Origin of the sequence: Streptomyces sp. NPDC012474, from assembly GCF_042955185.1 — a bacterium.
In the GTDB taxonomy this organism is placed as follows: Bacteria; Actinomycetota; Actinomycetes; order Streptomycetales; family Streptomycetaceae; genus Streptomyces; species Streptomyces cahuitamycinicus.
The window spans coordinates 203,116-228,494 of record NZ_JBIBEP010000003.1; the positions used below are offsets into that span (position 1 = coordinate 203,116).

General features: G+C 70.6%; 26 protein-coding genes and 4 tRNA genes. 24 read left to right on the forward strand and 6 right to left on the reverse strand.

The annotated features are described in order from the left end of the window. From ACFY9S_RS09050 to ACFY9S_RS09085, 8 genes are all read left to right on the forward strand, one after another. Positions 1 to 858 (forward strand): 4Fe-4S binding protein, encoded by an 858-nt coding sequence (locus ACFY9S_RS09050; protein ID WP_391124739.1) that lies wholly within the window; start codon positions 1 to 3, stop codon positions 856 to 858. Then, positions 855 to 1,490 carry an NADH-quinone oxidoreductase subunit J gene (locus ACFY9S_RS09055; protein ID WP_391124742.1) on the forward strand — a complete coding sequence of 212 codons (636 nt, stop codon included), beginning with the start codon at positions 855 to 857 and terminating at the stop codon, positions 1,488 to 1,490. The genes ACFY9S_RS09050 and ACFY9S_RS09055 overlap by 4 nt, the downstream gene beginning before the upstream one ends. Continuing rightward, positions 1,490 to 1,888, forward strand: coding sequence for an NADH-quinone oxidoreductase subunit NuoK (gene nuoK / locus ACFY9S_RS09060; protein WP_391124745.1), 399 nt, complete (start codon positions 1,490 to 1,492; stop codon positions 1,886 to 1,888). Before ACFY9S_RS09055 ends, nuoK begins: the two co-directional genes overlap by 1 nt. After that, on the forward strand, positions 1,885 to 3,879 hold the full coding sequence (locus ACFY9S_RS09065) for an NADH-quinone oxidoreductase subunit L (RefSeq protein WP_391124748.1): 1,995 nt from the start codon (positions 1,885 to 1,887) through the stop codon (positions 3,877 to 3,879). The genes nuoK and ACFY9S_RS09065 overlap by 4 nt, the downstream gene beginning before the upstream one ends. A gap of 6 nt (positions 3,880 to 3,885) precedes the next feature. Further along, positions 3,886 to 5,460 (forward strand): NADH-quinone oxidoreductase subunit M, encoded by a 1,575-nt coding sequence (locus ACFY9S_RS09070; RefSeq protein WP_391124751.1) that lies wholly within the window; start codon positions 3,886 to 3,888, stop codon positions 5,458 to 5,460. Next, entirely contained in the window at positions 5,457 to 6,980 is a 1,524-nt protein-coding gene (locus ACFY9S_RS09075) for a proton-conducting transporter membrane subunit (RefSeq protein WP_391124754.1), read from the forward strand. The genes ACFY9S_RS09070 and ACFY9S_RS09075 overlap by 4 nt, the downstream gene beginning before the upstream one ends. Before the next feature lie 252 nt (positions 6,981 to 7,232). Further along, on the forward strand, positions 7,233 to 8,096 hold the full coding sequence (gene htpX / locus ACFY9S_RS09080; RefSeq protein ID WP_391124757.1) for a zinc metalloprotease HtpX: 864 nt from the start codon (positions 7,233 to 7,235) through the stop codon (positions 8,094 to 8,096). Then, complete coding sequence (locus tag ACFY9S_RS09085) at positions 8,093 to 8,485, forward strand: YccF domain-containing protein (RefSeq protein ID WP_031141233.1); 393 nt, start codon at positions 8,093 to 8,095, stop codon at positions 8,483 to 8,485. Before htpX ends, ACFY9S_RS09085 begins: the two co-directional genes overlap by 4 nt. Before the next feature lie 267 nt (positions 8,486 to 8,752). Here ACFY9S_RS09085 and ACFY9S_RS09090 read toward each other — a convergent pair whose 3' ends face one another. Next, positions 8,753 to 10,009, reverse strand: coding sequence for an amino acid permease (locus ACFY9S_RS09090; RefSeq protein WP_391124760.1), 1,257 nt, complete (start codon positions 10,007 to 10,009; stop codon positions 8,753 to 8,755). 193 nt (positions 10,010 to 10,202) lie between these two features. Between ACFY9S_RS09090 and ACFY9S_RS09095 the strand changes: the two genes are divergently transcribed. Beyond that, positions 10,203 to 10,469: a GlsB/YeaQ/YmgE family stress response membrane protein gene (locus tag ACFY9S_RS09095; RefSeq protein WP_102910741.1), complete on the forward strand. Its 267-nt coding sequence runs from the start codon at positions 10,203 to 10,205 to the stop codon at positions 10,467 to 10,469. A 211-nt stretch (positions 10,470 to 10,680) separates the two neighbouring features. Here ACFY9S_RS09095 and ACFY9S_RS09100 read toward each other — a convergent pair whose 3' ends face one another. Further along, entirely contained in the window at positions 10,681 to 11,169 is a 489-nt protein-coding gene (locus ACFY9S_RS09100; RefSeq protein ID WP_391124762.1) for a YajQ family cyclic di-GMP-binding protein, read from the reverse strand. 219 nt (positions 11,170 to 11,388) lie between these two features. Here ACFY9S_RS09100 and ACFY9S_RS09105 point away from each other — a divergent pair. Both ACFY9S_RS09105 and ACFY9S_RS09110 read left to right on the forward strand, forming a co-directional pair. After that, positions 11,389 to 11,470 (forward strand) — tRNA-Tyr (locus ACFY9S_RS09105). 784 nt (positions 11,471 to 12,254) lie between these two features. Beyond that, positions 12,255 to 12,467 carry a hypothetical protein gene (locus tag ACFY9S_RS09110; RefSeq protein ID WP_391124764.1) on the forward strand — a complete coding sequence of 71 codons (213 nt, stop codon included), beginning with the start codon at positions 12,255 to 12,257 and terminating at the stop codon, positions 12,465 to 12,467. A gap of 28 nt (positions 12,468 to 12,495) precedes the next feature. On the opposite strand, the gene ACFY9S_RS09115 is transcribed toward ACFY9S_RS09110, so the two are convergent. Then, entirely contained in the window at positions 12,496 to 13,152 is a 657-nt protein-coding gene (locus tag ACFY9S_RS09115) for an NAD(P)H-binding protein (protein ID WP_391124766.1), read from the reverse strand. Positions 13,153 to 13,348: 196 nt separating this feature from the next. Continuing rightward, a complete protein-coding gene (locus tag ACFY9S_RS09120) occupies positions 13,349 to 14,608 on the reverse strand; it encodes an amidohydrolase family protein (protein ID WP_391124769.1) in 1,260 nt (419 codons plus the stop codon). Between the two features lie 236 nt (positions 14,609 to 14,844). Between ACFY9S_RS09120 and ACFY9S_RS09125 the strand changes: the two genes are divergently transcribed. From ACFY9S_RS09125 to ACFY9S_RS09165, 9 genes are all read left to right on the forward strand, one after another. Further along, a tRNA-Thr gene (locus ACFY9S_RS09125) sits at positions 14,845 to 14,917 on the forward strand. A gap of 45 nt (positions 14,918 to 14,962) precedes the next feature. After that, positions 14,963 to 15,035: transfer RNA gene (locus ACFY9S_RS09130), tRNA-Met, on the forward strand. Positions 15,036 to 15,123: 88 nt separating this feature from the next. Then, positions 15,124 to 15,288 (forward strand): 50S ribosomal protein L33, encoded by a 165-nt coding sequence (rpmG, locus tag ACFY9S_RS09135; protein WP_003948671.1) that lies wholly within the window; start codon positions 15,124 to 15,126, stop codon positions 15,286 to 15,288. 110 nt (positions 15,289 to 15,398) lie between these two features. Then, positions 15,399 to 15,851, forward strand: a complete 453-nt coding sequence (locus ACFY9S_RS09140) for a MaoC family dehydratase N-terminal domain-containing protein (RefSeq protein WP_102909652.1) — start codon at positions 15,399 to 15,401, stop codon at positions 15,849 to 15,851. Between the two features lie 8 nt (positions 15,852 to 15,859). Continuing rightward, entirely contained in the window at positions 15,860 to 16,288 is a 429-nt protein-coding gene (locus ACFY9S_RS09145; protein WP_102909651.1) for a MaoC family dehydratase, read from the forward strand. Positions 16,289 to 16,435: 147 nt separating this feature from the next. Continuing rightward, a complete protein-coding gene (locus ACFY9S_RS09150; protein ID WP_391124772.1) occupies positions 16,436 to 17,005 on the forward strand; it encodes a TetR family transcriptional regulator in 570 nt (189 codons plus the stop codon). A 92-nt stretch (positions 17,006 to 17,097) separates the two neighbouring features. Further along, complete coding sequence (locus ACFY9S_RS09155; RefSeq protein ID WP_391124775.1) at positions 17,098 to 18,534, forward strand: DHA2 family efflux MFS transporter permease subunit; 1,437 nt, start codon at positions 17,098 to 17,100, stop codon at positions 18,532 to 18,534. A 31-nt stretch (positions 18,535 to 18,565) separates the two neighbouring features. Beyond that, positions 18,566 to 18,946 carry a DUF3291 domain-containing protein gene (locus tag ACFY9S_RS09160; protein ID WP_391124778.1) on the forward strand — a complete coding sequence of 127 codons (381 nt, stop codon included), beginning with the start codon at positions 18,566 to 18,568 and terminating at the stop codon, positions 18,944 to 18,946. 97 nt (positions 18,947 to 19,043) lie between these two features. Further along, positions 19,044 to 20,099, forward strand: a complete 1,056-nt coding sequence (locus ACFY9S_RS09165) for a UDP-N-acetylmuramate dehydrogenase (RefSeq protein ID WP_391124781.1) — start codon at positions 19,044 to 19,046, stop codon at positions 20,097 to 20,099. A gap of 555 nt (positions 20,100 to 20,654) precedes the next feature. Here the strand turns inward: ACFY9S_RS09165 and ACFY9S_RS09170 are convergent. Together ACFY9S_RS09170 and ACFY9S_RS09175 are read right to left on the reverse strand one after the other, a co-directional pair. Further along, positions 20,655 to 21,686 (reverse strand): adenosine deaminase, encoded by a 1,032-nt coding sequence (locus tag ACFY9S_RS09170; RefSeq protein ID WP_391124783.1) that lies wholly within the window; start codon positions 21,684 to 21,686, stop codon positions 20,655 to 20,657. Positions 21,687 to 21,835: 149 nt separating this feature from the next. Then, entirely contained in the window at positions 21,836 to 23,062 is a 1,227-nt protein-coding gene (locus ACFY9S_RS09175; protein ID WP_391124786.1) for an aminotransferase class I/II-fold pyridoxal phosphate-dependent enzyme, read from the reverse strand. 306 nt (positions 23,063 to 23,368) lie between these two features. On the opposite strand from ACFY9S_RS09175, the gene ACFY9S_RS09180 reads away from it, so the two are divergent. The 4 genes from ACFY9S_RS09180 to rplK all read left to right on the forward strand — a co-directional run bounded on the left by ACFY9S_RS09180 (position 23,369) and on the right by rplK (position 25,364). Next, a tRNA-Trp gene (locus tag ACFY9S_RS09180) sits at positions 23,369 to 23,441 on the forward strand. A 108-nt stretch (positions 23,442 to 23,549) separates the two neighbouring features. Then, on the forward strand, positions 23,550 to 23,834 hold the full coding sequence (secE, locus tag ACFY9S_RS09185) for a preprotein translocase subunit SecE (RefSeq protein WP_102909645.1): 285 nt from the start codon (positions 23,550 to 23,552) through the stop codon (positions 23,832 to 23,834). An 80-nt stretch (positions 23,835 to 23,914) separates the two neighbouring features. After that, positions 23,915 to 24,763, forward strand: a complete 849-nt coding sequence (gene nusG / locus ACFY9S_RS09190) for a transcription termination/antitermination protein NusG (RefSeq protein ID WP_391124789.1) — start codon at positions 23,915 to 23,917, stop codon at positions 24,761 to 24,763. A 166-nt stretch (positions 24,764 to 24,929) separates the two neighbouring features. Next, positions 24,930 to 25,364, forward strand: a complete 435-nt coding sequence (gene rplK, locus ACFY9S_RS09195) for a 50S ribosomal protein L11 (RefSeq protein ID WP_003992325.1) — start codon at positions 24,930 to 24,932, stop codon at positions 25,362 to 25,364. Positions 25,365 to 25,379: the final 15 nt, after the last annotated feature.

Here is a 25,379-nt window from a genome sequence, read left to right on the forward strand (position 1 = left end):
ATGGCCCCCATCCCCGGCTCTGGGCTCGCCAAAGGCCTGGCCGTCACCCTCCGCACGATGACGAAGAAGTCCGTGACCGCGCAGTACCCGGACGCCCAGCCCGGCCTCCCGCCCCGCACCCGCGGTGTGATCGGCCTGTTCGAGGAGAACTGCACGGTCTGCATGCTGTGCGCCCGTGAGTGCCCGGACTGGTGCATCTACATCGACTCCCACAAGGAGACGGTCCCGGCGGCGGCCCCGGGCGGCCGCGAGCGCAGCCGCAACGTCCTCGACCGCTTCGCCATCGACTTCTCCCTGTGCATGTACTGCGGTATCTGCATCGAGGTCTGTCCTTTCGACGCGCTGTTCTGGTCACCCGAGTTCGAGTACGCCGAGACCGACATCCGCGAGCTCACCCATGAGCGCGACAAGCTCCGCGAGTGGATGTGGACCGTCCCGGCCCCGCCTGCCCTCGACCCCGGCGCGGAGGAACCCAAGGAACTGGCCACCGCCCGCAAGACCGCCGACAAGCTGGCCGCCCAGCAGGCCCCGCCGGCGACCGAACCGCACGCCGACGAGCAGGCCCGCGCCGCCGAACAGCCCACCCGTCCCCAGGGCGACTCCAAGCAGCAGACCGACCAGCCGCAGCCGGACGAGCCGAAGCTGAAGCCGAGGCGGGGCGAGCCGAGCCCGGATGAGCCGAACCAGGGCCAGCCGAGCCCCGACCAGTCGAGGCGGGGCGAGTCGAGCCCGGGCCGGCCGAGCCCGGACGAGCCGAGGCGGGGCGAGTCCAGCCCGGACCAGTCGAGGCGGGAACAGCCGAACCCGGACGAGCCGAGCCCCGACCAGCCGGCCCCGGGGCAGGAGGGACAGGGATGACCCTCGCCGCAACCGCCGCCCACCTTGCGACCGGCCCGACCACCGGGGCCGCCGGAACCCACGGCTTCCTCTCCCCGACCGGCGTCGAGATCGCCTTCCTCCTCGTCGGCCTGGTCACCTTCGGCGCCGCGCTCGTCACCGTCACCACCCGGCAGCTGGTGCACGCCGCCCTGTGGCTGGTGGTCACCCTCGGCGGCCTCGCCGTCGAGTACCTCCTGCTCACCGCGGAGTTCATCGCCTGGGTGCAGGTCCTCATCTACGTCGGGTCCGTCGTCGTCCTCCTCCTGTTCGGACTGATGCTCACCAGAGCCCCCATCGGCCGCTCCCCGGACGCCGACTCGGGCAACCGCTGGGCCGCCCTCACTGTGGCCGTCGCCGCCGCGGCCGCCCTGGTCTGGGTCGTCGTGGACGCGTTCCGCGCCACCTGGATCGACCTGGACGGCCCCGCCGCCGGCTCCACCGAGGCCACCGGCGCGAGCCTCTTCCAGAACTGGGTCCTCCCCTTCGAGGCCCTCTCCGTCCTCCTCCTCGCCGCCCTGGTCGGCGCGATCGTCCTGTCCCGCAAGGCGAAGGCCGACACGGCCGCCCCGGCCGGCCAGGACACCGGGCGCGACACGGAAGGGGCCCGCTGATGCACCTCGCCTATCCCGCCGTGCTCTCCGCCCTCCTCTTCTGCACGGGCCTGTACGGCGTCCTCGCCCGCCGCAACGCGATCCTGGTCCTGATGTCGGTCGAGCTGATGCTCAACGCCGTCAACCTCAACCTGGTCGCCTTCGACGTCTGGCTCAGCAGGACCGCCGAGGAGACCCTGCACTCCGGGCAGGCCCTGACCCTGTTCACCATCGCCATCGCCGCCGCCGAGATCGGCATCGGCCTGGCGATCGTCCTCGCCGTCCACCGCAACCGCGGCACCGCGGACATCGACAGGCTCCGCGACACCTCCGAACGGCACGACCCCGACGGCACCGACCACGACGCCCGCACGGCCGAGCAGTCCGACGAGGCCCAGAAGGCTGAGGCCACCGCGTGACCACGACCACCCTCGCCGTCCTCGTCCCCCTCCTTCCGTTCCTCGGCGCCGTCGCCGGGCTGCTCCTGGGCCGCAGTGCACCCGGCTTCGTCCGCCCGCTCGCCGTCCTGCCGACACTCACCTCCCTCGTCATCGCCGCGCTCGTCGCCGTGCGTCAGAGCGGTGACGCGGCAGTCAACGCGGCCACGGAACTCACCCCCACCGGCTCGGTCCCGATCGAGCTCGCCGTGCACATCGACGGCTTCGCCGCCCTGGTCGCCGTCCTCGTCGGCCTGGTCGCCTCCTGCGTGCAGATCTACTCGACGGGCTACCTGCGCGACGACCCGCGCTACCCCTCCTACGCCGCCCTGGTCTCGCTGTTCACCTCCGCGATGTTCCTGGTCGTCTACTCCGGCGACCTGATCGTCCTGCTGGTCGGCTGGGAAGTCATGGGCATCTGCTCCTACTTCCTCGTCGGCCACTACTGGGAGACCCCTCAGGCCCGCGACGCCTCCCTCAAGGCCTTCCTCGTCACCAAGCTCGGCGACGTCCCCTTCCTCATCGGCCTGTTCGCCCTGGCCACCGACGCCGGCTCGTTCCGCATCACCAGGGTCCTGGGCGCCGTCGCGAGCGGGGGACTCGACCACCCGACCCTGATCGCTCTGCTCCTCCTCGCGGGCGTGGCGGGCAAGTCGGCGCAGTTCCCGTTGCACACGTGGCTCCCCGACGCGATGGCGGGCCCGACTCCCGTCTCCGCGCTGATCCACGCCGCGACGATGGTCGCCGCCGGTGTCTACTTCATCGCCCGTCTCCTCCCGGTCTTCGAGGCCTCCCGGGCCGCGATGGTCGTCCTCGCCGTCATGGCCGCCGTCACGATGGCCGGTTCGGCGCTCGCCGCGCTCGCCCAGGACGACATCAAGCGCGTCCTCGCCTACTCGACGATCGGCCAGCTCGGCTACATGACCGGCGCCCTCGCCGTCGGCGACCGCGGTGCCGCCGTGTTCCACCTCCTGTCCCACGGCGCCTTCAAGGCGCTGCTGTTCCTCGCCGCGGGCGTGATCATCCACGCCGCGGGCACCAACTCGCTCGCCGCCATGTCCCGTATGCGGAACCTGCGCGACCGCGTCCCCGACGCCTACTGGACGATGACGGTGGCGTTGCTCGCGCTCGCCGCGATCCCGCCGTTCAGCGGCTTCTTCTCCAAGGAGGCCGTCCTCGGCGTCGCCGAGCACGTCATCACCGGCCACACCGAGCACGCCCCCGCCGCGGCCGGCTGGATCGTCCTCGTCGCGGGCCTGCTCACGGCCGTGCTCACCGCCGCCTACGCGACGCGCCTGTGGCTGCTGACCTTCCGGGGCCGGGGCACCGAAGCCCCCGACCACGGCAGGCAGCCACTGACCATGACCGTCGTGCTGTGGGTGCTGGCCGTGCCGTCCCTGGCCTTCGGCGGGTTCGCGTTCCGCCTGCTGCCCGACTGGTTCGACGGCCGCGACCTCAGCCCCACCCTGACCACCTCCGTGCTCGGCACGGGTGTGGCCATGGTCGGCGGCATCGTCACCTACGCCGCCTGGCAGCACACCACCGCGCTCACCGCCCGCGTCCCGCTCGGCGCTGTCGCGGCCCACCCCGAGGGCGACGCCGCTCAGGTCGAGGCCGAGGCCATCGCCAGCCACGAGCCCGCCTACGGCGACATCGCCCACGCGCCGGACCCCGCCGACCCGGGACGGCTGCTGCTCGGCCCCCTGCACCGGCACGCGGCCGCGGGCTTCCACCTGGACGCCGTGTACACGACCCTGTTCGTCCGCCCGGTCCAGGCCGGAGCGAGCCTCGTCCGGTTCCTCGACCGGGAGGTCGTCGAGACCTACGTACGCGGTGCGGGTGCGCTGCCCCGCTGGCTGGGCGCCGCCGTACGGCGCGCACAGACCGGCAACGTCCAGACCTATGTGAGCGCGCTGCTCGCCGGCACCGTCGTCCTCGCGGTCGCCGTCGTCCTCGTCGCCACGGGAGCGTGAGCAGGCGTGATCGATATCAACGAGTCCGTGATGCGGTTCCTTCTGGCGTTCATCGTCGTCGGCCCGCTCCTCGGCGCCGCCGCGGCTCTCCTGCCCGCCCCGCCCGGGCTGAAGGGGAAGTCACCCGAGCAGGCCGTGCTCCGGCACGGTGTCACCGTGACCGGTGCGGTCCTCATCGCCGCGATCGTCCTCGCGCTCGGCTTCGACCACGACCAGCCGTCGAAGATGCAGGCCAGCACGGACATCAGCTGGATCCCCGCACTCGACGTACGCATCCACCTCGGCATCGACGGCATCTCCCTCCCCCTTCTGGTCCTGACCGCGCTGCTGACCTTCCTCTGCGCGCTCTACTCGTACTTCAAAATGCCCGCGGGGCCGACCCCGAAGGCCTTCGTCGCCCTGCTGTTCGTCCTCGAGTCCGGCACCCTCGCGACCTTCGCCGTCCTCGACCTGCTGCTGTTCTTCCTGGCCTTCGAGATGGTCCTCATCCCGATGTACTTCCTCATCGCCCGCTGGGGCGGCGAGGGCCGGAGCCAGGCAGCCTGGCGGTTCATCCTCTACACGCTGCTCGGATCCGTGGTCATGCTGCTCGGCCTGCTCCTGATCGGGATCAAGGCGGGCACGTTCGACATGATGGCACTCGCCACTGACAACGGCCGGTCGCTGACCACATCCGTGCAGGTCATCGCCGTTCTGGCGATCGGGATCGGGCTCGCGGTGAAGACGCCGATGTGGCCGCTGCACAGCTGGCTGCCGGACGCCCACACCTCAGCGCCCACCGTCGGCTCGGTCCTCCTGGCCGGCGTCCTGCTGAAGATGGGTACGTACGGGTTCGTCCGTATCCTGCTGCCCATCGCGCCGGACGGGTTCCGCACCTTCGCGCCCTACCTCGCCGCCCTCGCCGTCGTGGGCATCATCTACGGATCCCTGGCCTGCCTGGCGCTCGCCAAACAGGGCGCGAAGGGCGACCTCAAGCGCCTCATCGCCTACTCCTCCGTCGGCCACATGGGCTTCGTGCTGCTCGGCATCTCGACGATGACCCCGACCGGCGTGAACGGCGCCCTCTTCGCCAACATCGCCCACGGCCTCATCACCGGCCTGCTGTTCTTCCTGGTCGGCGCGCTGAAGGACCGCACGGGCACCACCGACCTCGACACCCTCGCCGAGGAGACCGGAGCCGCCCTCTACGGCAAGGCCCCGCGCCTCGGCGGCCTGCTCGCCTTCGCCGCCGTCGCCTCGCTCGGCCTGCCGGGCCTGGCCGGATTCTGGGGCGAGATGCTGGCCCTGTTCGGCGCGTTCCAACCCGCCGAGGGCCTCAACCGCGCGGCCTTCCTCACCTTCATGGCGATCGGCGCGTTCGGCACGCTGCTGACGGCCGCGTACCTGCTGATCGTGGTCCGCCGCGTCTGCATGGGCGCCCTGCCCCACGACGCACCCAGGCTCACCGACGTCCGCGGTTACGAGTTCGCGGCGTGGACACCGCTCGTCGTCCTCACCGTCGTCGCGGGCCTGTGGCCCAAGGTGCTCCTCGGCCTGAGCGACCCGGCCGTCCAGCAGCTGTTCGCAGGAGGCACCCGATGAGCTCCCCGGCCCAGCCCCTGGCCGCCTCGCTGGTCCAGTCCGTCGACTGGCTCGCGATCGCGCCGCCCACCATCGCGGCGGTCGCCGCACTCGTCGTCCTGGTCGCCGACCTGTTCCTCGCCGAGCACCGCAAGGCCCTGCTCGGATGGACGTCGGTGGCAGGCCTGGCCGCCGCGACGGTGATGCTGCTGCCCCTGCTGGACGGCGACCGCAGCACCTTCTGCCTGACCGGCGACGCCACCGTGTGCAGCTACACGGCCGACCGCTTCACCCTGGTCATCCAGTTCCTGGTCCTCGGCGGCGCCCTGCTCTCCGCCCTCCTGTCGGTCACGGCCCTGAAGGACGCCCGCAAGGAGCTGCCAGAAGGCGAATACTGGTTCCTGCTGCTGTCCTCCGCGGCCGGAGCCGCACTCCTTCCCGCCTCCCGCGACCTCGCGACCCTGATCGTGGCCCTCGAAGTCGCCTCCCTGCCCGCCTTCGCGCTGGTCGGCCTGCGGTACGGCGACCGGAAGTCGTCCGAGGCGGCCCTGAAGTTCTTCCTGTCCTCGGTCACGGCGACCGCGGTCAGCCTCATGGGCATCAGCTTCTTGTACGCCACCACGGGCACCCTCTACCTCACCCAGGTCGCCGACCGTATCCAGAACGTCGACGGGCAGTTCCACACCCTCGCCCAGACCGGCGTCGTCCTCACTCTCGTGGGCTTCGCCTTCAAGACGGCCGCCGTGCCCTTCCACTTCTGGGTGCCCGACACCTACGTGGGGGCGCCCCTGCCGATCGCGGCGTACCTGTCGGTCATCGGCAAGGCGGTCGGCTTCAGCGGCCTGATCCTGATCACGGTCGTGGCCCTCCCGTCCTACGCCGACGTCTGGGGCCCGGCCCTGGCAGCCCTGGCCGCACTGACCATGACCGTGGGCAACGTCGGAGCCCTGCGCCAGCAGGCCACGCGCGCGTACAGCGCCGTACGCCTGCTCGCCTGGTCCTCCGTCGGCCAGGCCGGATACCTCCTGGTCCCGATCGCCGCCGCCGCGTACTCCGGGGACGCCGAGAAGTCGATCGGCTCCACGGTCGCCTACGCCCTGATGTACGGCGCCGTGAACCTCGGGGCCTTCGCCGTGGCCGCCCTCGTAGGCAGGACGAAGTCCCTCAACCGCGTCGACGACTACCGCGGCCTGTACGCCTCCAGCCCCCTGTCCGCGCTGCTCCTGGCGTTCTTCCTGCTCTGCCTCGCCGGGCTGCCGCCGGGCATCATCGGCCTCTTCGCCAAGGTCACCGTCTTCTCGGCGGCCGTCGACGCCGGCCTCGGCTGGCTGGCCGTGGTCATGGCCGTCAACGTCGTCATCGCGCTGTTCTACTACCTCCAGTGGACGGCCCTGCTCTTCCGCGCCCCCGAGGGCGAGCCCGAGAAGCACCGCGTCCCCGGCCCGGTCACCGCCGCGATCGCCCTGACCGGCGTCCTCGGCATCGCCCTGTCCGGCGCACCCCAGCTGGTCCTGCGCTTCACCGACACCGGGCTCTTCTGAACGAACCCGGCTTCCCGGAAACCGGCCGCTCAGACCGCGCGCGTGGGGCACTCGCCCCCACGCGCGCGTGCCGCGTCCCGTTGCCGTCACCCGGACGGTCCACACCCGCCGCCGCGCGCACCAGGGAACTTGAGCCTCCCGCCTGGCGTTGACCAGTACGGGAGGGTCCACTGGACGTGAGGACACGGCACCAGTGGCACCGCAGACACAGCAAGCGAGGGTCCCCCTGCCGCACCACTTGGAGGGCGCACCGTGCACCGCCGGCACAACGGGCTCAGGACAGCGATCCTCCTGGGAGGACTGTCCGCACTCATCATCGTCATCGGCAGCTTCTTCGGCCGCATGGGGCTCGTCATCGCCGTCCTGGTAGCGCTGGCCACCAACGCGTACGCGTACTGGAACAGCGACAAACTGGCACTGCGCGCGATGCGTGCCCGCCCGGTGAGCGAGTTCGAGGCGCCGGCGCTCTACCGCATGGTCCGCGACCTCTCCACCCAGGCCCGCCAGCCCATGCCGCGCCTGTACATCTCCCCGACGGAGGCACCCAACGCCTTCGCCACGGGGCGCAACCCACGCAACGCCGCCGTGTGCTGCACCGACGGCATCCTTCGCCTGCTGGACGAACGCGAACTGCGCGGCGTCATCGGACACGAACTCAGCCATGTCTACAACCGCGACATCCTCATCTCGTCGGTCGCGGGAGCCCTCGCCTCCGTCATCATGTTCCTGGTCAACTTCGCCTGGCTGATCCCCATCGGGCGCTCGGACGACGATGACGGCCCCGGGCTGCTCGGCATGCTGCTGATCATGATCCTGGGCCCGCTCGCCGCCTCGCTCATCCAACTGGCCGTCAGCCGCTCCCGCGAGTACCAGGCGGACGCCTCCGGCGCCCAGCTCACCGGCGACCCGCTCGCCCTGGCCAGCGCCCTGCGCAAGCTCGAACTCGGCACGAAGCAGCTCCCGCTGCCGCCCGAGCCGCGCATCGAGACGGCCAGTCACATGATGATCGCGAACCCGTTCCGGCCCGGCCAGGGCCTCTCGAAGATGTTCTCCACACACCCGCCGATGGCGGAACGCATCGCCCGGCTCGAGAAGATGGCAGGTGGGAACCAGTGAGGACCATACTCAACGTCATATGGCTCGTCCTGAGCGGCTTCTGGCTGTTCCTCGCCTATATGCTCGCGGGCCTGCTCCTCTGCATCACCGTCATCGGCATCCCGTTCGGCATCGCGGCCTTCCGTATCGGCGTCTACGCCCTGTGGCCCTTCGGGTACACGACGGTCGAGCGCCGTGACGCGGGCGCACCGTCCTGCGTGGGCAACGTGCTCTGGCTGGTCCTCGCGGGCTGGTGGCTCACCCTCGGCCACATCGCCACCGGCATCGCCCTGTGCGTGACGATCATCGGCATCCCGCTGGGCATCGCCAACTTCAAGCTCATCCCGGTCTCGTTGCTCCCGCTCGGCCGCGACATCGTGCGGACGGACGAGCCGTTCGCGGTGCGCTGACGCCGGGGAGCTTCCGACCTTCCCCCCCCCGTTGTCCACAGGCCGCGGTTATCCACAGGTCCGCCCGGCTGTCGGCGGCGGCCTGCATGATGAACCCATGACCGCGGGCCGGTACGGGGGTCCCGTTGCGTAGACGATGACCCCGTAGTCGCGCATGTCATCGGTGTATCCGTGGTGCACGACAGCGTGATTGAAGATTTTATCCAGCAACTGTTCAAGTGGGGCAGCATCCATGCCGCCCTTCCACCGCACCCCGGCGGACCGGCCCTACTTCCTCCCCGCCCTGGCCTTCACCCGCCACCGCACCGCGTACGCAACCGCCCCCACCACCAGCACCCCCGCGCCCACGACCACCGACACCCCGGGCAGCGAGAACGCCAGCACCACACACCCGACCAGCCCCACCACCGGCACCACCCGAGCCGCCGGCGCCGAAGACAGCGTCCACGCCGATGCGTTGGCCACGGCGTAGTACGCCAGCACACCGAAGGAGGAGAACCCGATCGCACCCCGCACATCCACCGTGGCTGCCAGAACCGCGACCACAGCGCCCACTGCCAGCTCCGCCCGGTGCGGCACCTGGAACCGCGGATGCACGGCGGCCAGCACCCCCGGCAGGTGCCGGTCCCGGGCCATGGCCAGCGTCGTCCGTGACACACCCAGGATCAGCGCCAGCAGCGAGCCCATCGCGGCCACCGCCGCACCGATCCGCACCACCGGCACGAGCCAGGGCGTCCCGGCCGCCCGCACGGCGTCGGTCAGCGGAGCCGTCGCATCCCCGAGACCGCCCGACCCGAGTACCGAGAGGACGGCCACCGCCACGCACACGTACACCACCAGCGTGATGCCCAGCGCCAACGGGATCGCGCGCGGAACGGTGCGCGCCGGATCCCGCACCTCCTCGCCGAGGGTGGCGATCCGAGCGTACCCGGCGAAGGCGAAGAACAGCAGTCCGGCCGCCTGCAGCACGCCGTCCGCGCCACCCGAGGCCCCGATGTCCAGCCGCCCGGCATCAGCCTCACCGGAGACCAGACATACGACCACCACGGAAGCGAGGACAGCCAGGACGAGCGCCACGATCACCCGCGTCAGCCACGCGGACTTCTGGACACCGCCGTAGTTCACCGCGGTCAGCGCCACCACGGCCCCGACCGCCACCGCGTGCGCCTGCCCCGGCCAGACGTATGTGCCCACGGTGAGCGCCATCGCCGCACAGGAGGCCGTCTTCCCGACCACGAACGCCCAGCCTGCGAGATACCCCCAGAACTCCCCGAGCCGCTCCCGCCCGTACACATACGTGCCACCCGAGGCCGGATACAGGGCGGCGAGGCGAGCCGACGACGTGGCGTTGCAGTACGCGACCACAGCGGCGACGGCGAGCCCGATGAGCAGCCCGGTTCCGGCCGCGTGCGCGGCCGGGGCGAGGGCGGCGAAGATCCCGGCCCCCACCATCGCGCCGAGTCCGATGACGACGGCGTCACCCACGCCGAGGGTGCGGCGCAGTCCGGGAACGGATGCGGTCATGCGTCGCACCCTACTGATCAGCGCAACCGGCGGGGGCGACCCGGGCGTCCTCCCCACCAACACGGCGTGAACGTGCGTGACGAGGAGGCCGCGCGCGGGGCGCCCGACGTACGGCGCACGGGTTCGGCCTGGCGGGAGCAAGATCACATGGCCGGGGATGTGCGGGCACAGCGTGAAAGGGCAGGTTCACGGCATGACGATCATCAGCTGGATCATCCTGGGACTGTTGGCCGGAGCCATCGCGAAGTTCCTGCTGCCGGGGCGTGACCCGGGCGGCCTCATCGGCACGACGCTGATCGGCGTCGCGGGCGCGTTCATCGGCGGCTGGATATCGGCCCGCTGGATGGACCACCCCATCACCAAGGACTTCTACGACGGTGCGACCTGGGCGGCGGCGATCGGCGGATCGCTCGTCCTGCTCATCGCCTACCGCCTGCTGTTCGGCAACTCGCGCAACTGACCGCTCCCACCGATGGCAGCCGGCAGAAGACCCACGGCAGTCGGCAGAGCAGACCAATGGCGGCCGACGGAGAAGACCAATGCCGGCAGCCGGGCAAGCCCGATGGCGTTGGCCGGGCGGAACCGATGGCGTCAGGCGGGTGAGAAGGGTGGGCACCGGCGGTACCCGCCCCTCCTCGTACCCGTGAGGGCGGGAGCCCGGGGGGCCGGACCTACCGGTAGTTCACGAACTGGATCGCGAAGTCGAAGTCCTTGCCCTTCAGCAGGGTGATGATGGCCTGCAGATCGTCACGGCTCTTGGAACTGACCCGCAGCTCCTCGCCCTGCACCTGCGCCTTCACGCCCTTGGGGCCCTCGTCGCGGATGGTCTTCGCCACCTTCTTGGCGTTTTCCTGGGAGATCCCCTCCTTGATCGAAGAGAAGATCTTGTACTCCTTGCCGGAGAGCTGGGGCTCGCCCGCATCCAGGGCCTTCAGCGAGATGCCCCGCTTGATCAGCTTGGACTGGAAGACGTCGAGGATGGCCTTCACCCGGTCCTCGGAGTTCGCCTCCATGAGGATCTGCTCACCGGACCACGAGATCGAGGCACCCACGCCCTTGAAGTCGTAGCGCTGCGAGATCTCCTTGGCGGCCTGGTTGAGTGCGTTGTCGACCTCCTGCCGCTCGACCTTCGAGACGATGTCGAAACTGGAGTCGGCCATGTCCTGTGGCTCCTTGTATCGGGGTGCGTATCGTGCGTACCGGCGTATGCGGGCGGTCGCAGGGCCCGTTCAGGTCCCGGCCGCATCCGGACAAGCCTAGCCACCCCCGGCCCTGCGAGCGCCGATCAATCGGGTGGCGGAGCACCCCTCCACATCAGGTATTGTTTACGTCGTTGCCACGGAGCGCCGCGGAAGAGCGGCTCGCCAGGCAGCAACCCCGGCGGTGTGCCCGAGCGGCCAAAGGGAGCAGACTGTAAATCTGCCGGCTCAGCCTTCCCAGGTTCGAATCCTGGCGCCGCCACACTGGGGAAGACCCCCTCTGATCAGGCTTATCGCCTGGTCGGAGGGGGTTTTTCGTTGTCGTGTCCTCCAGGCCCCCCTGGGGTGAGCATGATCACTCCGGCTGGCTACCATGACGCGGCACGTACTGGCCTTCAGCACGAGCCAACTTGCGCATGCACGCCAACGGCAGCTCGCCGACGGGTGGTTCCCGACGGGTGATTCCCAACGTCTGCCGGAAGCCCGTCGGGGGGCATGAACTCGTCAGATACGCTGCCGCCTCTTGTAACGGCATGCTCTACGGCAACTCCACGACCGTCGTCGCCACCAGTGCGGCCGACTAGGTCGACGTGCGCTGACGCCTATCTGCCGGCTCAGCTCTCGCAGGACCCGAATTTGACGTCCCCGCTGAGCTGCTGCGGTCGGACGGCCACGTGGCCCGGGCCCCGACGAGTGACCCGTCAGGACTGCTCGGCCCCGGTGTCCAGGTCGGAGAAGGCGTACGCCCCGTCGAGGCCGGTTCGCGTCGGGGCGACCACGTCGCCTGCCGCGCCCACCAGCGTCACCCGCGCGTCGCTCAGCGGTCACGCAGCCGAGCCCCCACGCCGTCGAGCCCCATACAGCCGAGCCCACGCCGTCGAGCTCAAACAGCCGAGCCCCGTGCAGCCGAGCCCCACGCCATCGAGCCTCATACAGCCGAGGCCCGCGCAACCGAGGCCGTCGAAGATCGAGGGCCACGAACAGGTAGGGGCAGCACCCCGCAGGGGAGACGCCCGACCGGCCCGCCCGCGCGGCACACTGGCTCCATGTCTTCCCGCCGCAGAGTCTGCCCCGAGTGCCGTCGCGAGATCGCCGTCGTCGCCGGGCGCTACGCGCGCCACGACCCGCCCGGCGCTCGTGAGCACGGCGAACTCACCTCATGTCCTGGCTCCCGCCGCCAGGCCCGCCCGGGCCCCGAGCAACCGTCCCTGGACGGCTACACGGTCCCGGACTTCCCCGGCCAACTCTCCCTGTTCTAGGAGACGTCCGCGCGGTCGGCCGCGAACCTCAGTTTCCTGCCACCGACTTCACCGCCACCGAGACCGGCGCCGACCCGCTGACGAGCTCCAGAGTGAGCCCGGCCGTCGCGGAGGTGTCCACCAGCTCAGCCAGCACGCCGGCCACGTCGTCGCGCGGGACCGGGCCGCGGCCGGTGCGGGCCTCCAGGCGTACGAGGCCGGTACCCGCGTCGTCGGTAAGCTGGCCGGGGCGCAGGATCGTCCAGTCCAGGGCGTCCAGCCCGCGCACGTACGCGTCCGCCTCGCCCTTGGCGCGCAGGTAGACGTCGAAGATCTCGTCACCCTGGTGGCGCGGATCGGCGCCCATGGACGACACGACCACGAAGCGCCGTACTCCCGCCGCCACCGCCGCGTCCGCGAAGAGGACCGCCGCGGCCTTGTCCACCGTGTCCTTGCGGGTCGCCCCGCTGCCCGGGCCCGCGCCCGCCGCGAAGACCGCGGCGTCGGCGCCCCTGAGCCGCTCCGCGACCTCGTCCACTGAGGCCGACTCAAGGTCGAGCACGGCCGGTTCGACACCGGCCTGCCGCAGATCGTCCGCCTGCTCGGCCTTCCGGATGATTCCCACTACCTCGTCTCCGCGCGCGGCGAGCAGCCGCTCCAGCCGCAACGCGATCTGACCATGACCACCAGCGATGACAATGCGCATGCCTTCGACCGTACGCCTCGACAGCACCGTCCGCCGCAGCCTAGGCCACACCCCGCCGCATGTGTTCCGGCGCTCCACCGGACGCCTTCCGGCTCCCCGCCCCAGGCTTTCCGGCGCTCCACCGGACGCCTTCCGGCTCCCCGCCCCAGGCTTTCCGGCGCTCCACCGGACGCCTTCCAGCACCTCGCCGCATACCTCACGGCACCTCTCCCCGCCCCTGCCGCGGCAGTCCCAGCTCCACCGAGGCCGTCGAACTGCAGTACTCCCGCACCGCGCTGGTCCGCGCCACCACACGCCCCTGGTGCACGACGATCCGGCTGTACGCCAGGGACAGCACCCCTGCGAGCCGGTCCCCGCGCACCGCGAGCAACTCGGCCGGGAAACCCGCCTCCACCCGCACCTCGGGCAGTCCCAGCACCGCCCGCGCCGACGAACTCACCGCGTCGTACGCCTCCTCGGGCGCCAGCCCGCAACGCGAGGCCAGCAGGAAGGCCGCCTCCAGCGGGTCGCCACGCCCCACCGGGTTGGACACGTCCCGCAGCGCCCCGCTCCCGGCGGCCACCCGCACTCCGGCCGCGCGCAGCAGCCGGACGGGTGCGGCCCCGCGTCGGTCGACGCCGCCGCAGCCACCCTGGGGCAGGCACACCACCGCCACTCCGGCCGCCGCGAGTTGGTCGGCCGTCCGCGAGGCCACCTCGGAGGGCAGCCGGCCGAGATCGCCGCAGGGGCTGAGGGACACCCCGGGGCGCAGTCCGCCCGCCATGGCCGCGAGCCGGGCCAGCCGGGCGGGGTCACCGGCGTCCGTGTGCAGGTCGACGGGGCAGCCGTGCTCGGAGGCCATCTCCAGAACCGCCTCCACGTACCCCGTCGGGTCGGGGTCGAGGTCCGGCCGGCCGCCCACCACCGAGGCGCCCATCTTCACCGCGTCCCGCAGCATGGCAAGCCCGTCCGCACCGGCCACCCCGGTCAGCACCCGGGGCATCGCCACCGTCGTCAGCTCCGCCAGCCCGCGCAGCGCGCGCCGTGCCTGCAGCACGGCGGCCAGCGCGCCCAGCCCCTGGACGTCCCCCACGCGCACGTGCGCCCGCAGCGCCGTCGCCCCGTGCCCGAGCTGGAGCAGTGCGGCCTCCGTGGCCCGGCGCTGCACGTCCTGCGGCTCGTACGAGACCGGCCCCTCGATGTCGGCCGACAGGGCCGTGTCGGCGTGGGCGTGCGGCTCGGCGGGAGCCGGCAGCAGCAGATAGCCACTGAGGTCCACGCGTGATCCGCACGCGCGCGTGCCGCCCGCTCCCAGACTGCCGGCCGTGCCGACCGCCTCGATACGCCCGCGGCCCAGCCGTACGTCCACCCTCCGGCCGTCGGTGAGCCGCGCCCCGCACAGCAGCAGCGACGACGGGTCGGCCGGACCGGGCGAAGACGACGAGGGCGGTGGTGGCTGCGGCCGGCTGTCGGGCATCGCACTCCAGGGGCTCGGGCTGGCACGGGAGGACGCATGATCACGCAGAGTGAGACGAGCCTAGGACGGCCCCCCGCCCCTGGCGGGGAGGAGCGCAATAGTCGTACCGGCGTGGTCCGATCACGAAACGGGAGGGGTCCACGAGGCCGCCGGGAGGACGGTCCGGGCGCCCGGAGCGGGGGCCTCGAAACGGATTTGGGTGAACGGCGGCGGAGCGTGTAATGTCTTCATCGCTCGCCCCAATAGCTCAGTCGGCAGAGCGTCTCCATGGTAAGGAGAAGGTCAACGGTTCGATTCCGTTTTGGGGCTCTGGTGTGACTGGTTCCGTCGCAAGGCGGGGCCGGATCGCATCAAAGCGGTGTAGCTCAGTCGGTAGAGCAAGCGGCTCATAATCGCTGTGTCACCGGTTCAAGTCCGGTCACCGCTACTGACAGTAGCCGATTGCGGGGTCGGTCCTTCGATCGGCTACTCTTCTTGCGTTAAACAGTCCATCCGTTCGTCTTAGGAGCACTCACGTGGCTGCCACCGACGTCCGCCCGAAGATCACGCTGGCCTGCGTGGAGTGCAAGGAGCGGAACTACATCACCAAGAAGAACCGGCGTAACAACCCGGATCGCCTTGAGATGAAGAAGCACTGCCCGCGTTGCAATGCGCACACCGCGCACCGCGAAACGCGATAAAAACAGGCTCGTACACGAGGCCGTTCCCGAGTGATCGGGGGCGGCCTCGCGTCGTTGAGGGACCCGTACCGGTCAGTGCCGGTCAGTGAGCTACCAGGAGGTGCCGAGCCATGGCGCTCGACCAGTCCTTCGTGGGGCGGACGTACCCGCCCACCACGCCGTACGAGGTGGGCCGGGAGAAGATCCGTGAGTTCGCCGAGGCGGTCGGGGACGCCAACCCGGCTTACACGGACGCGGAGGCCGCCAAAGCCCTTGGGCACCCCGACGTGATCGCCCCGCCGACGTTCGTCTTCGCGATCACCTTCAAGGCCGCGGGCCAGGTCGTCCAGGACCCCCAGCTCGGCCTGGACTACAGCCGCGTGGTGCACGGCGACCAGAAGTTCGCCTACCGCCGCCCGGTCCGCGCCGGCGACCGGCTCTCGGTCACCTCGACCATCGAGGCGATCAAGTCCCTCGCGGGCAACGACATCGTGGATATCCGCGGCGAGGTGCACGACGAGGCCGGCGAGCACGTCGTGACCGCCTGGACCAAGCTCGTGGCCCGCGCGGCCGAGGAGGCGTGAGCGACCCCATGACCGCGAAGATCTCCTACTCCGACGTCGAGGTCGGCACCGAGCTGCCCGCCCAGACCTTCCCTGTGACCCGCGCGACCCTCGTCCAGTACGCGGGCGCCTCCGGCGACTTCAACCCGATCCACTGGAACGAGAGGTTCGCCAAGGAGGTCGGCCTGCCGGACGTCATCGCGCACGGCATGTTCACCATGGCCGAGGCGATCCGCGTGGTCACCGACTGGACCGGCGACCCGGGCGCGGTCGTCGAGTACGGCGTCCGCTTCACCAAGCCGGTCGTCGTCCCGAACGACGACCAGGGTGCCGTGATCGAGGTCGCCGGCAAGGTCGCCGCCAAGCTCGACGACAACACGGTCCGCGTGGACCTGACGGCGACCAGCGCCGGGCAGAAGGTGCTGGGCATGTCTCGGGCGGTTGTGCGACTGGCCTGAGTCGGCCGCGACACGACGTAAGGGGCGCTCTCCGATCATGGGGCGCCCCTTTCGCGTGGCTCTCCAATGTGGGGCGCCGCCCCCTACGCATGGCCCGTGCGGGGTACCGCTTGACGTAGTTAGTGATTGAGTACTAACTTCGAATGCATGGCAAGGATGAGTGCGGAAGAGCGGCGCGAGAGTGTCATCAGGGCGGCGACGACCGAGTTCGGCCGCGGTGGGTACCACGGCACCTCGACCGAGGCGATCGCCCGCCGGGTCGGCGTGTCGCAGCCGTACCTCTTCCGTCTCTTCCCGGGCAAGAGGGCGATCTTCCTGGCGGCGGCCCAGCGCTGTGTGGAGGACACCATCCGCACCTTCGCGGAGGCCTCCGAGGGGCTCGAAGGCGAAGAGGCCCTGCACGCGATGGGGAACGCGTACACCAAGGTCATCGAGGAGCGCCCCGAGCGGCTCATGATGCAGATGCAGATGTATGTCGCCGTGAAGGCCGCCGAGGAGGAGGGTGACCACGAGTTCGGCGAGTCCGTGCGCGCCGGATGGATGCGGCTGTGGGACACCGTCCACCTCCCGCTGGGTGCCGACGCCGGTGAAACGACGATGTTCTTGGCGTACGGAATGCTCATCAACTGCCTGACGGCCATGGGGTTCCCGCCCGAGCATCGCGTCTGGGAAGGCATGTACCCCTCGGCGCGTCGCAAGGCCGGGCCGGAGCACTGACGGGGAAGGGCCTGAATGCAGCGGATCTTCATGACCGCGAAAGTTAGTAATCAATAACTAATCGATCACCGCAGATTCTTCTTGGGGGAGCGATGTCACAGCAGACCGCACATCGCGGGGGAGCCGCCTGGGCCCTCGTCATCACCAGCGTCGCCGGATTCATGGCGGCCCTCGACAACCTCGTCGTCACCACCGCCCTGCCCTCCATCCGGGAGGACCTCGGCGGGGGACTGCACGACCTCGAATGGACGGTGAGCGCCTACACGCTGACCTTCGCCGTCCTGCTGATGTTCGGCGCCGCCCTCGGTGACCGCTTCGGCCGCCGACGGCTGTTCATCGTCGGGCTCGCCATCTTCACCGGGGCCTCCGCCGCTGCGGCCATGGCCCCCGGCATCGACTCCCTCATCGCCGCCCGCGCCGTCCAGGGCGCCGGTGCCGCGGTGATGATGCCGCTGACGCTGACCCTGCTGACCGCCGCCGTGCCCGTCGCCAAGCGCGGCATGGCGTACGGCATCTGGGGCGCCGTCAACGGACTCGCCGTCGCCTCCGGACCGCTCGTCGGCGGCACCCTCACCGAACACATCTCCTGGCAGTGGATCTTCTGGCTGAACGTTCCGCTCGGCCTGGCCCTGCTGCCGCTCGCCCGCCTGCGCCTCGCCGAGTCCCACGGCACCGGAGCCCCGCTCGACGTCCCCGGCACCCTGCTCGCCAGCGGCGGCCTGTTCGGCATCGTCTACGGGCTGGTGCGCGGCCCCGCCGACGGCTGGACCTCCTCGCTCGTCCTGACCGGACTGTTCGCGGGCGGAGCGCTGCTCGTCGGCTTCATCCTCTACAGCACGCGGGCCAAGAACCCCATGCTCCCGATGCGGCTGTTCCGCTCCCGGGCGTTCTCCGGCATCAACGCGGCGAGCCTGCTGATGTTCCTCGGCATGTTCGGCTCGATCTTCCTGCTCAGCCAGTACATGCAGGGCGTCCTCGGCTACTCGCCCACGGAGGCGGGCCTCAGGATGCTGCCCTGGACCGGCATGCCGATGCTGGTCGCCCCGATCGCCGGGATCCTGGCCGACCGCATCGGCGGCCGCCCGGTCGTCGCCGCGGGCCTCTTCCTGCAGGCGCTGGGCCTCGGCTACATGGCGGTGGTGGCCACGGCCGACGCCTCCTACGCGTCCCAGCTGCCCGCCCTGATCGTCAGCGGCGTCGGCATGGCGCTGTTCTTCGCCCCCGCCTCGCACCTGGTCATGTCCAGCGTGCGGCCGTGGGAGCAGGGCATCGCCTCCGGCGCCAACAACGCCCTGCGCGAGGTGGGCGGGGCGCTCGGCATCGCCGTCATGGGGTCGATCTTCGCGGCCCAGGGCGGTTACGAGACCGGCCAGACCTTCGTCGACGGCATGCGTCCCGCCCTCGTGACGGGCTCCGCGGTGGTCGCCCTCGCCGGCGTCGCGGCCCTGCTGATACCGACCCGGCGGCGCACCGAGCGGCAGGCCGAGGCGGCCGAACCGGCACCGGTGCTGGAGACGGCCGCCCACTGACCCCGAAGGACCCGAACAAGGAGAAGCGGCCATGCCCACTCTTCCCTGGACCGTCCCGAACATCCCTCCCCGCGACACCGAGGTGTGCGTCTTCGCCTCCCGCTTCGAGACCCGCACGCTGTGGGGAGCCCTGAGGTTCCTCGCCGGAACGCCCGCCGTCTGGCGGCAGGTCCGCCGGAGCCCCGGCGCCTACGGAGCCACCCTGAAGGCCCAGCCCCTCAAACGGACCTTCTGGACCCTGTCGGCCTGGGAGTCCAAGGACGCGCTGCACGCCTTCGTCCGCGCGGGTGCCCACGGCCCGGCCTCCCGCGGCCTCGCCCCGCAGATGAGGGACTCGGCCTTCACCACCTGGCAGGTGAGCAGCGACGACCTCCCGCTCTCCTGGTCCGAGGCGCTCCGCCGGCTGGCCTGAGAGCCACCACGCGCGCGTGCGGCCCCCTTTCCCCGCGGAAGGGGGCCGCACCCACACGTGCCCGGCGCCGTCAGTGCCGTCTCGTACTCTTGAGCCCGTGCAGGAACTCCACGACGCCCCCCTCGCCCCGCTGACGACCTTCCGGCTGGGCGGCCCCGCGACCCGGCTGATCACCGCGACGACGGACGACGAGGTGATCGCCGCCGTCCGCGAAGCCGATGAGGCGGGCACCCCGCTGCTGCTCATCGGCGGCGGCTCGAACCTGGTCATCGGCGACAAGGGCTTCGAAGGCACCGCCCTCGTCATCGCCACCAAGGGCTTCGCCCTCGACGGCACGTCGCTGGAGCTGGCCGCGGGCGAAGTCTGGACCGACGCCGTCGGCCGTACGGTCGAGGCGGGCCTGGCGGGCATCGAGTGCCTGGCCGGCATCCCCGGCTCCGCGGGCGCGACCCCCATCCAGAACGTCGGGGCGTACGGCCAGGAGGTCTCGTCCACGATCACCGAGGTCGTCGCCTACGACCGCCACACCGGCGCATCGGTCACCCTGACCAACGAGGACTGCGCCTTCTCCTACCGCCACAGCCGATTCAAGTCCGACCCCGAGCGCTACGTGGTCCTGCGGGTCCGCCTCGCCCTGGAGGACGCCGAGGGCCTCTCCGCCCCCCTCCGGTACGCCGAGACGGCGCGCGCCCTCGGCGTGGAGGCGGGCGATCGCGTCCCGCTCGCGCAGGCCCGCGAGACGGTGCTCAAGCTGCGCGCCGGCAAGGGCATGGTCCTGGACCCCGAGGACCACGACACCTGGTCGGCGGGCTCCTTCTTCACCAACCCGATCCTGACGGACACGGACTTCGCGACGTTCCGCGCACGCGTGCGTGAGCGCCTCGGCGAAGGGGTGGAGCCCCCCGCGTACCCGGCCGGCGACGGCCGCACCAAGACCTCCGCGGCCTGGCTGATCGACAAGGCGGGCTTCACGAAGGGGTACGGCGACGGACCGGCCCGCATCTCCACGAAGCACACCCTGGCGCTGACGAACCGGGGCAGCGCGACGACGGAGGACCTCCTCGCCCTGGCCCGTGAGGTGGTGGCCGGCGTCCGAGAGGCCTTCGGTATCACCCTGGTCAACGAGCCGGTGACGGTCGGGGTCAGCCTCTAGAGGTCCCGGTCGTAGATGCCCTGAGCACGGTGGAGACGACGCCGCGCACGGCCCGGGGCGAGCGGTCCGTCCCGGCTCCGGCTCGGGCCCGAGCGGCGCGGCGCGGCGCTGACGACGAGCAGTCGACGTATCCCGCGGCGTCCTCAAAGAACCGGCCGCTCCCGCCGGGATCGGGCATCCACCCGGCGCACAGGCTCGTCTATCCGGGACCGCGCATCCCCCGACGCACCGGTGCCTCCCGCCGGGACCGCACATCCCACCCGACGCACCGGCCCCTCTCGCCGGCATCGGGCATCATCCGATGCACTGGCTCGTCTCGCCGGGATCGCGCATCCCCCCGACGCGCGCCGGCTCGCCCGCCACGACCGCGCATCCCCCCGACGCACCGGCTCCTCCCGCCGGGATCGCGCATCCATCCGATGCACTGGCTCGTCTCGCCGGGATCGCGCATCCACCCGACGCGCCGGCTCGCCCGCCACGACCGCAGATCCACCCGGCGCACCGGCTCGTCCCGCCACGACCGCAGATCCACCCGGCGCACCGGCGGACAGGCCTCTACGACGCCAGCCAGTCGTCCACCCCCGCCAGCAGCTTCGTCTTCACGCCCTCCGGGGCCGCCGAACCCCGGACCGACTGCCGGGCCACCTCCGCCAGCTCCGCGTCCGTGAACCCGTGATACCGCCGCGCGATCTCGTACTGCGCCGCCAGCCGGGATCCGAACAGCAACGGATCGTCCGCGCCCAGCGCCAACGGCACCCCGGCCTCGAACAGCGTCCGCAGCGGCACGTCCTCCGGCTTCTCGTACACCCCCAGCGCCACGTTCGACGCCGGGCACACCTCGCACGTCACCTGTCGGTCGGCCAGCCGCTTCATCAGCCTCGGGTCCTCCGCCGCCCGCACCCCGTGCCCCACCCGCGTCGCGCCCAGGTCGTCCAGACAGTCCCGCACGGACGAAGGCCCCGCCAGCTCACCCCCGTGCGGCGCGGACAGCAACCCGGCCTCGCGCGCGATCCCGAACGCCCGGTCGAAGTCCCGCGCCATCCCCCGCCGCTCGTCGTTCGACAGCCCGAACCCGACCACGCCCCGGTCCGCGTACCGCACCGCCAGCCGCGCCAGCGTCCGCGCGTCCAGCGGGTGCTTCATCCGGTTCGCCGCGACCAGCACCCGCATCCCGAGCCCGGTCTCCCGCGATGTGGTCTCGACCGCGTCCAGGATGATCTCCAGTGCCGGGATCAGCCCGCCCAGCAGAGGCGCGTACGACGTCGGGTCGACCTGGATCTCCAGCCACCCCGACCCGTCCCGGACGTCCTCCTCCGCAGCCTCCCGCACCAGCCGCCGGATGTCCTCCGGCTCCCGCAGACACGAGCGCGCGGCGTCGTACAGCCGCTGGAAGCGGAACCAGCCCCGTTCGTCCGTCGCCCGCAGTCTCGGCGGCTCCCCGCCTACCAGCGCCTCGGTCAGCGCGTCGGGCAACCGCACCCCGTACTTGTCGGCCAGTTCCAGCACGGTCGAGGGCCGCATCGACCCGGTGAAGTGCAGGTGCAGATGGGCCTTCGGCAGCTCAGAGACATCACGTACGCGCTCCATCCAAAGATCCTGCCGTACGTCCCAGCCGTCCCGGTAGCTGTTTCCCCTTTCGTGGTCTTGCTCGCACAAACAAACTGGCGCAAGCAAAGGGGGCACCTACCGAACTCGGTAGGTGCCCCCGGGCCGCCGCAGGACCGGCGAAGCGGACGTCAGTCCCGTGCCTCCGCCAGCAGCTTCTGGATCCGGCTCACACCCTCGACCAGGTCCTCGTCACCCAGCGCGTACGACAGCCGCAGGTAACCCGGCGTGCCGAAGGCCTCACCCGGTACGACCGCCACCTCGGACTCCTCCAGGATCAGCGCGGCCAGCTCGACCGTGTCCTTGGGCCGCCGGCCCCGGATCTCCTTGCCGACCAGGGCCTTCACGGACGGGTACGCGTAGAACGCGCCCTCCGGCTCCGGGCACACCACACCGTCGATCTCGTTCAGCATCCGCACGACGGTCTTGCGGCGCCGGTCGAAGGCCTCACGCATCGCCGACACGGCGTCCAGGTCACCGGAGACGGCGGCCAGCGCGGCGGCCTGGGCGACGTTGGACACGTTGGACGTGGCGTGCGACTGCAGGTTCGTCGCGGCCTTGACGACGTCCTTCGGGCCGATGATCCACCCGACCCGCCAGCCGGTCATCGCGTACGTCTTGGCGACACCGTTGACCACGACGCACTTGTCGCGCAGCTCGGGCAGCACCGCCGGCAGCGACACGGCGGAGGCGTCGCCGTAGACGAGGTGCTCGTAGATCTCGTCGGTCATCACCCACAGGCCGTGCTCGACGGCCCAGCGGCCGATGGCCGCGGTCTCCTGCTCGGTGTAGACCGCGCCGGTCGGGTTGGACGGCGAGACGAAGAGGACGACCTTCGTCTGCTCCGTACGGGCCGCCTCCAGCTGATCCACGGTCACCCGGTAGCCGGTCGTCTCGTCGGCGACGACCTCCACCGGGACACCCCCGGCCAGCCGGATCGACTCCGGGTACGTCGTCCAGTACGGCGCGGGCACGATGACCTCGTCGCCCGGGTCGAGGATCGCGGCGAAGGCCTCGTAGATGGCCTGCTTGCCGCCGTTGGTGACAAGGATCTCCGAGACGTCGGGCTCGTAGCCCGAGTCGCGCAGCGTCTTCGCGGCGATCGCGGCCTTCAGCTCGGGGAGGCCACCGGCCGGCGTGTAGCGGTGGTACTTCGGGTTCGAGCAGGCCTCGATGGCCGCCTGGACGATGTAGTCCGGAGTCGGGAAGTCGGGCTCACCGGCGCCGAAGCCGATCACCGGCCGCCCGGCCGCCTTGAGGGCCTTGGCCTTGGCGTCCACGGCGAGGGTGGCGGACTCGGAGATCGCGCCGACTCGGGCGGAGACCCGGCGCTCGGTGGGAGGGGTTGCAGGGCTCATGAGCCCCATCGTTTCAGACCGGAAACGCGCGCGGCACGGGGGTTTCACAGACTGAACAACGTCGGGCAAACCCCTGAACAACAGTGCGGATCGCCCGCACGGCCTGCGTGATCTTCAGCGGATTCCCGTCAGTCCACCCCCCGTTCCGGAGGCGATCTTCCGCCAACGAGCCCTCACACGGGCCCTTTCTGTTCGACGACCGGCCGTGGAGCACGTACACTCTCACCTCGTTGGCCTTCAGCAGGCTGCGCCCGTTCGGTGCACACCAAGCATCCGGATGGATGCGGTACGTTGGGTGGCACACAAAGGGTCGTAGCTCAATTGGTAGAGCACTGGTCTCCAAAACCAGCGGTTGGGGGTTCAAGTCCCTCCGGCCCTGCTACACACACCTTCGCCAGGATGTGTGCGCATGTACGTACAGCAATGCACCGCCGTGCGGCTCAGACCGGGCGCGGCACGGCCACGACCCGGAATCAGGTGAGGACGAGTGACGGACGCCGTGGGCTCCATCGACATGCCTGATGCCCAGGACGAGGCGCCGGAGTCGAAGAAGGCCCGCAAGGGTGGCAAGCGTGGCAAGAAGGGCCCGCTGAAGCGCCTTGCCCTCTTCTACCGCCAGATCGTCGCGGAACTGCGCAAGGTCGTCTGGCCGACCCGCAACCAGCTGACGACCTACACGACCGTGGTGATCATCTTCGTCGTCATCATGATCGGCCTGATCACCGTGATTGACTATGGGCTCAGCAACGCCGCCAAGTACGTGTTCGGCTGAGCAGTCCGCGAAGAGCGCCGAGGTACCCGGCGCTCCTTTCGCATGTTCCACCCCCATGTATCCAGGAAGAAGCAGCCACCGTGTCTGACCCGAACGTGAACGACGCCATCGAGCCGGTCGAGTCCGTCGAGGACGAGCTCGACATCGTCGAGGGCGCGGACAACGAGGACACCGAGGCCTCCGCCGAGGCCGAGGCTGCCGACGCCGTCGAGGACGACGCCGCCGAGGCGGAGACCGAGGACGCCGCCGAGGCGGAGACCGAGGACGGCGAAGAGGCCGCGGAAGAACTCGAGGAAGAGCCCGAGGACGACCGCGACCCGATCGAGAAGCTCCGCGAGGAACTGCGGCTCCTGCCCGGCGAGTGGTACGTCATCCACACCTACGCCGGCTACGAGAACCGCGTGAAGACCAACCTGGAGCAGCGCGCCGTCTCGCTGAACGTCGAGGACTTCATCTTCCAGGCCGAGGTGCCGCAGGAAGAGGTCGCCCAGATCAAGAACGGCGAGCGCAAGACGATCAAGCAGAACAAGCTCCCCGGCTACGTCCTCGTCCGCATGGACCTGACGAACGAGTCCTGGGGCGTCGTCCGCAACACCCCCGGCGTCACCGGCTTCGTGGGCAACGCCTACGACCCGTACCCGCTGACCCTGGACGAGATCGTCAAGATGCTCGCTCCCGAGGCCGAGGAGAAGGCCGCCCGCGAGGCCGCCGAAGCCGAGGGCAAGCCGGCTCCGCAGCGCAAGGTCGAGGTCCAGGTGCTGGACTTCGAGGTCGGCGACTCGGTCACCGTCACCGACGGCCCCTTCGCCACGCTGCAGGCGACCATCAACGAGATCAACCCCGACTCGAAGAAGGTCAAGGGCCTCGTCGAGATCTTCGGCCGCGAGACGCCGGTCGAGCTCTCCTTCGACCAGATCCAGAAGAACTAACTTCCGGATTCACCGCTTCCGCGCAGGTCAGGCGATCGCTCCGGCGCTTGCCTGACCTGCGCGGTTTTTGGCCGCGCATCTATACCCGTTATCGTTGTGCGGTATGCCTGCATCCGGGTGGTCCCCGTATGCGGGCAGGACCCGAACCGAAAGGACCCGGAGAGCTATGCCTCCCAAGAAGAAGAAGGTCACGGGGCTCATCAAGCTCCAGATCCAGGCCGGTGCCGCCAACCCGGCCCCGCCGGTCGGCCCCGCGCTGGGTCAGCACGGCGTCAACATCATGGAGTTCTGCAAGGCCTACAACGCCGCGACCGAGTCGCAGCGTGGCTGGGTGATCCCGGTGGAGATCACGGTCTACGAGGACCGTTCCTTCACCTTCATCACCAAGACGCCGCCGGCCGCGAAGATGATCCTGAAGGCCGCGGGCATCGAGAAGGGCTCCGGCGAGCCGCACAAGACCAAGGTCGCGAAGATCACGCGTGACCAGGTCCGCGAGATCGCCACCACCAAGATGCCCGACCTCAACGCCAACGATCTGGACGCCGCCGAGAAGATCATCGCCGGCACCGCCCGTTCCATGGGCGTCACGGTCGAGGGCTGAGCCCCAACCTCCATC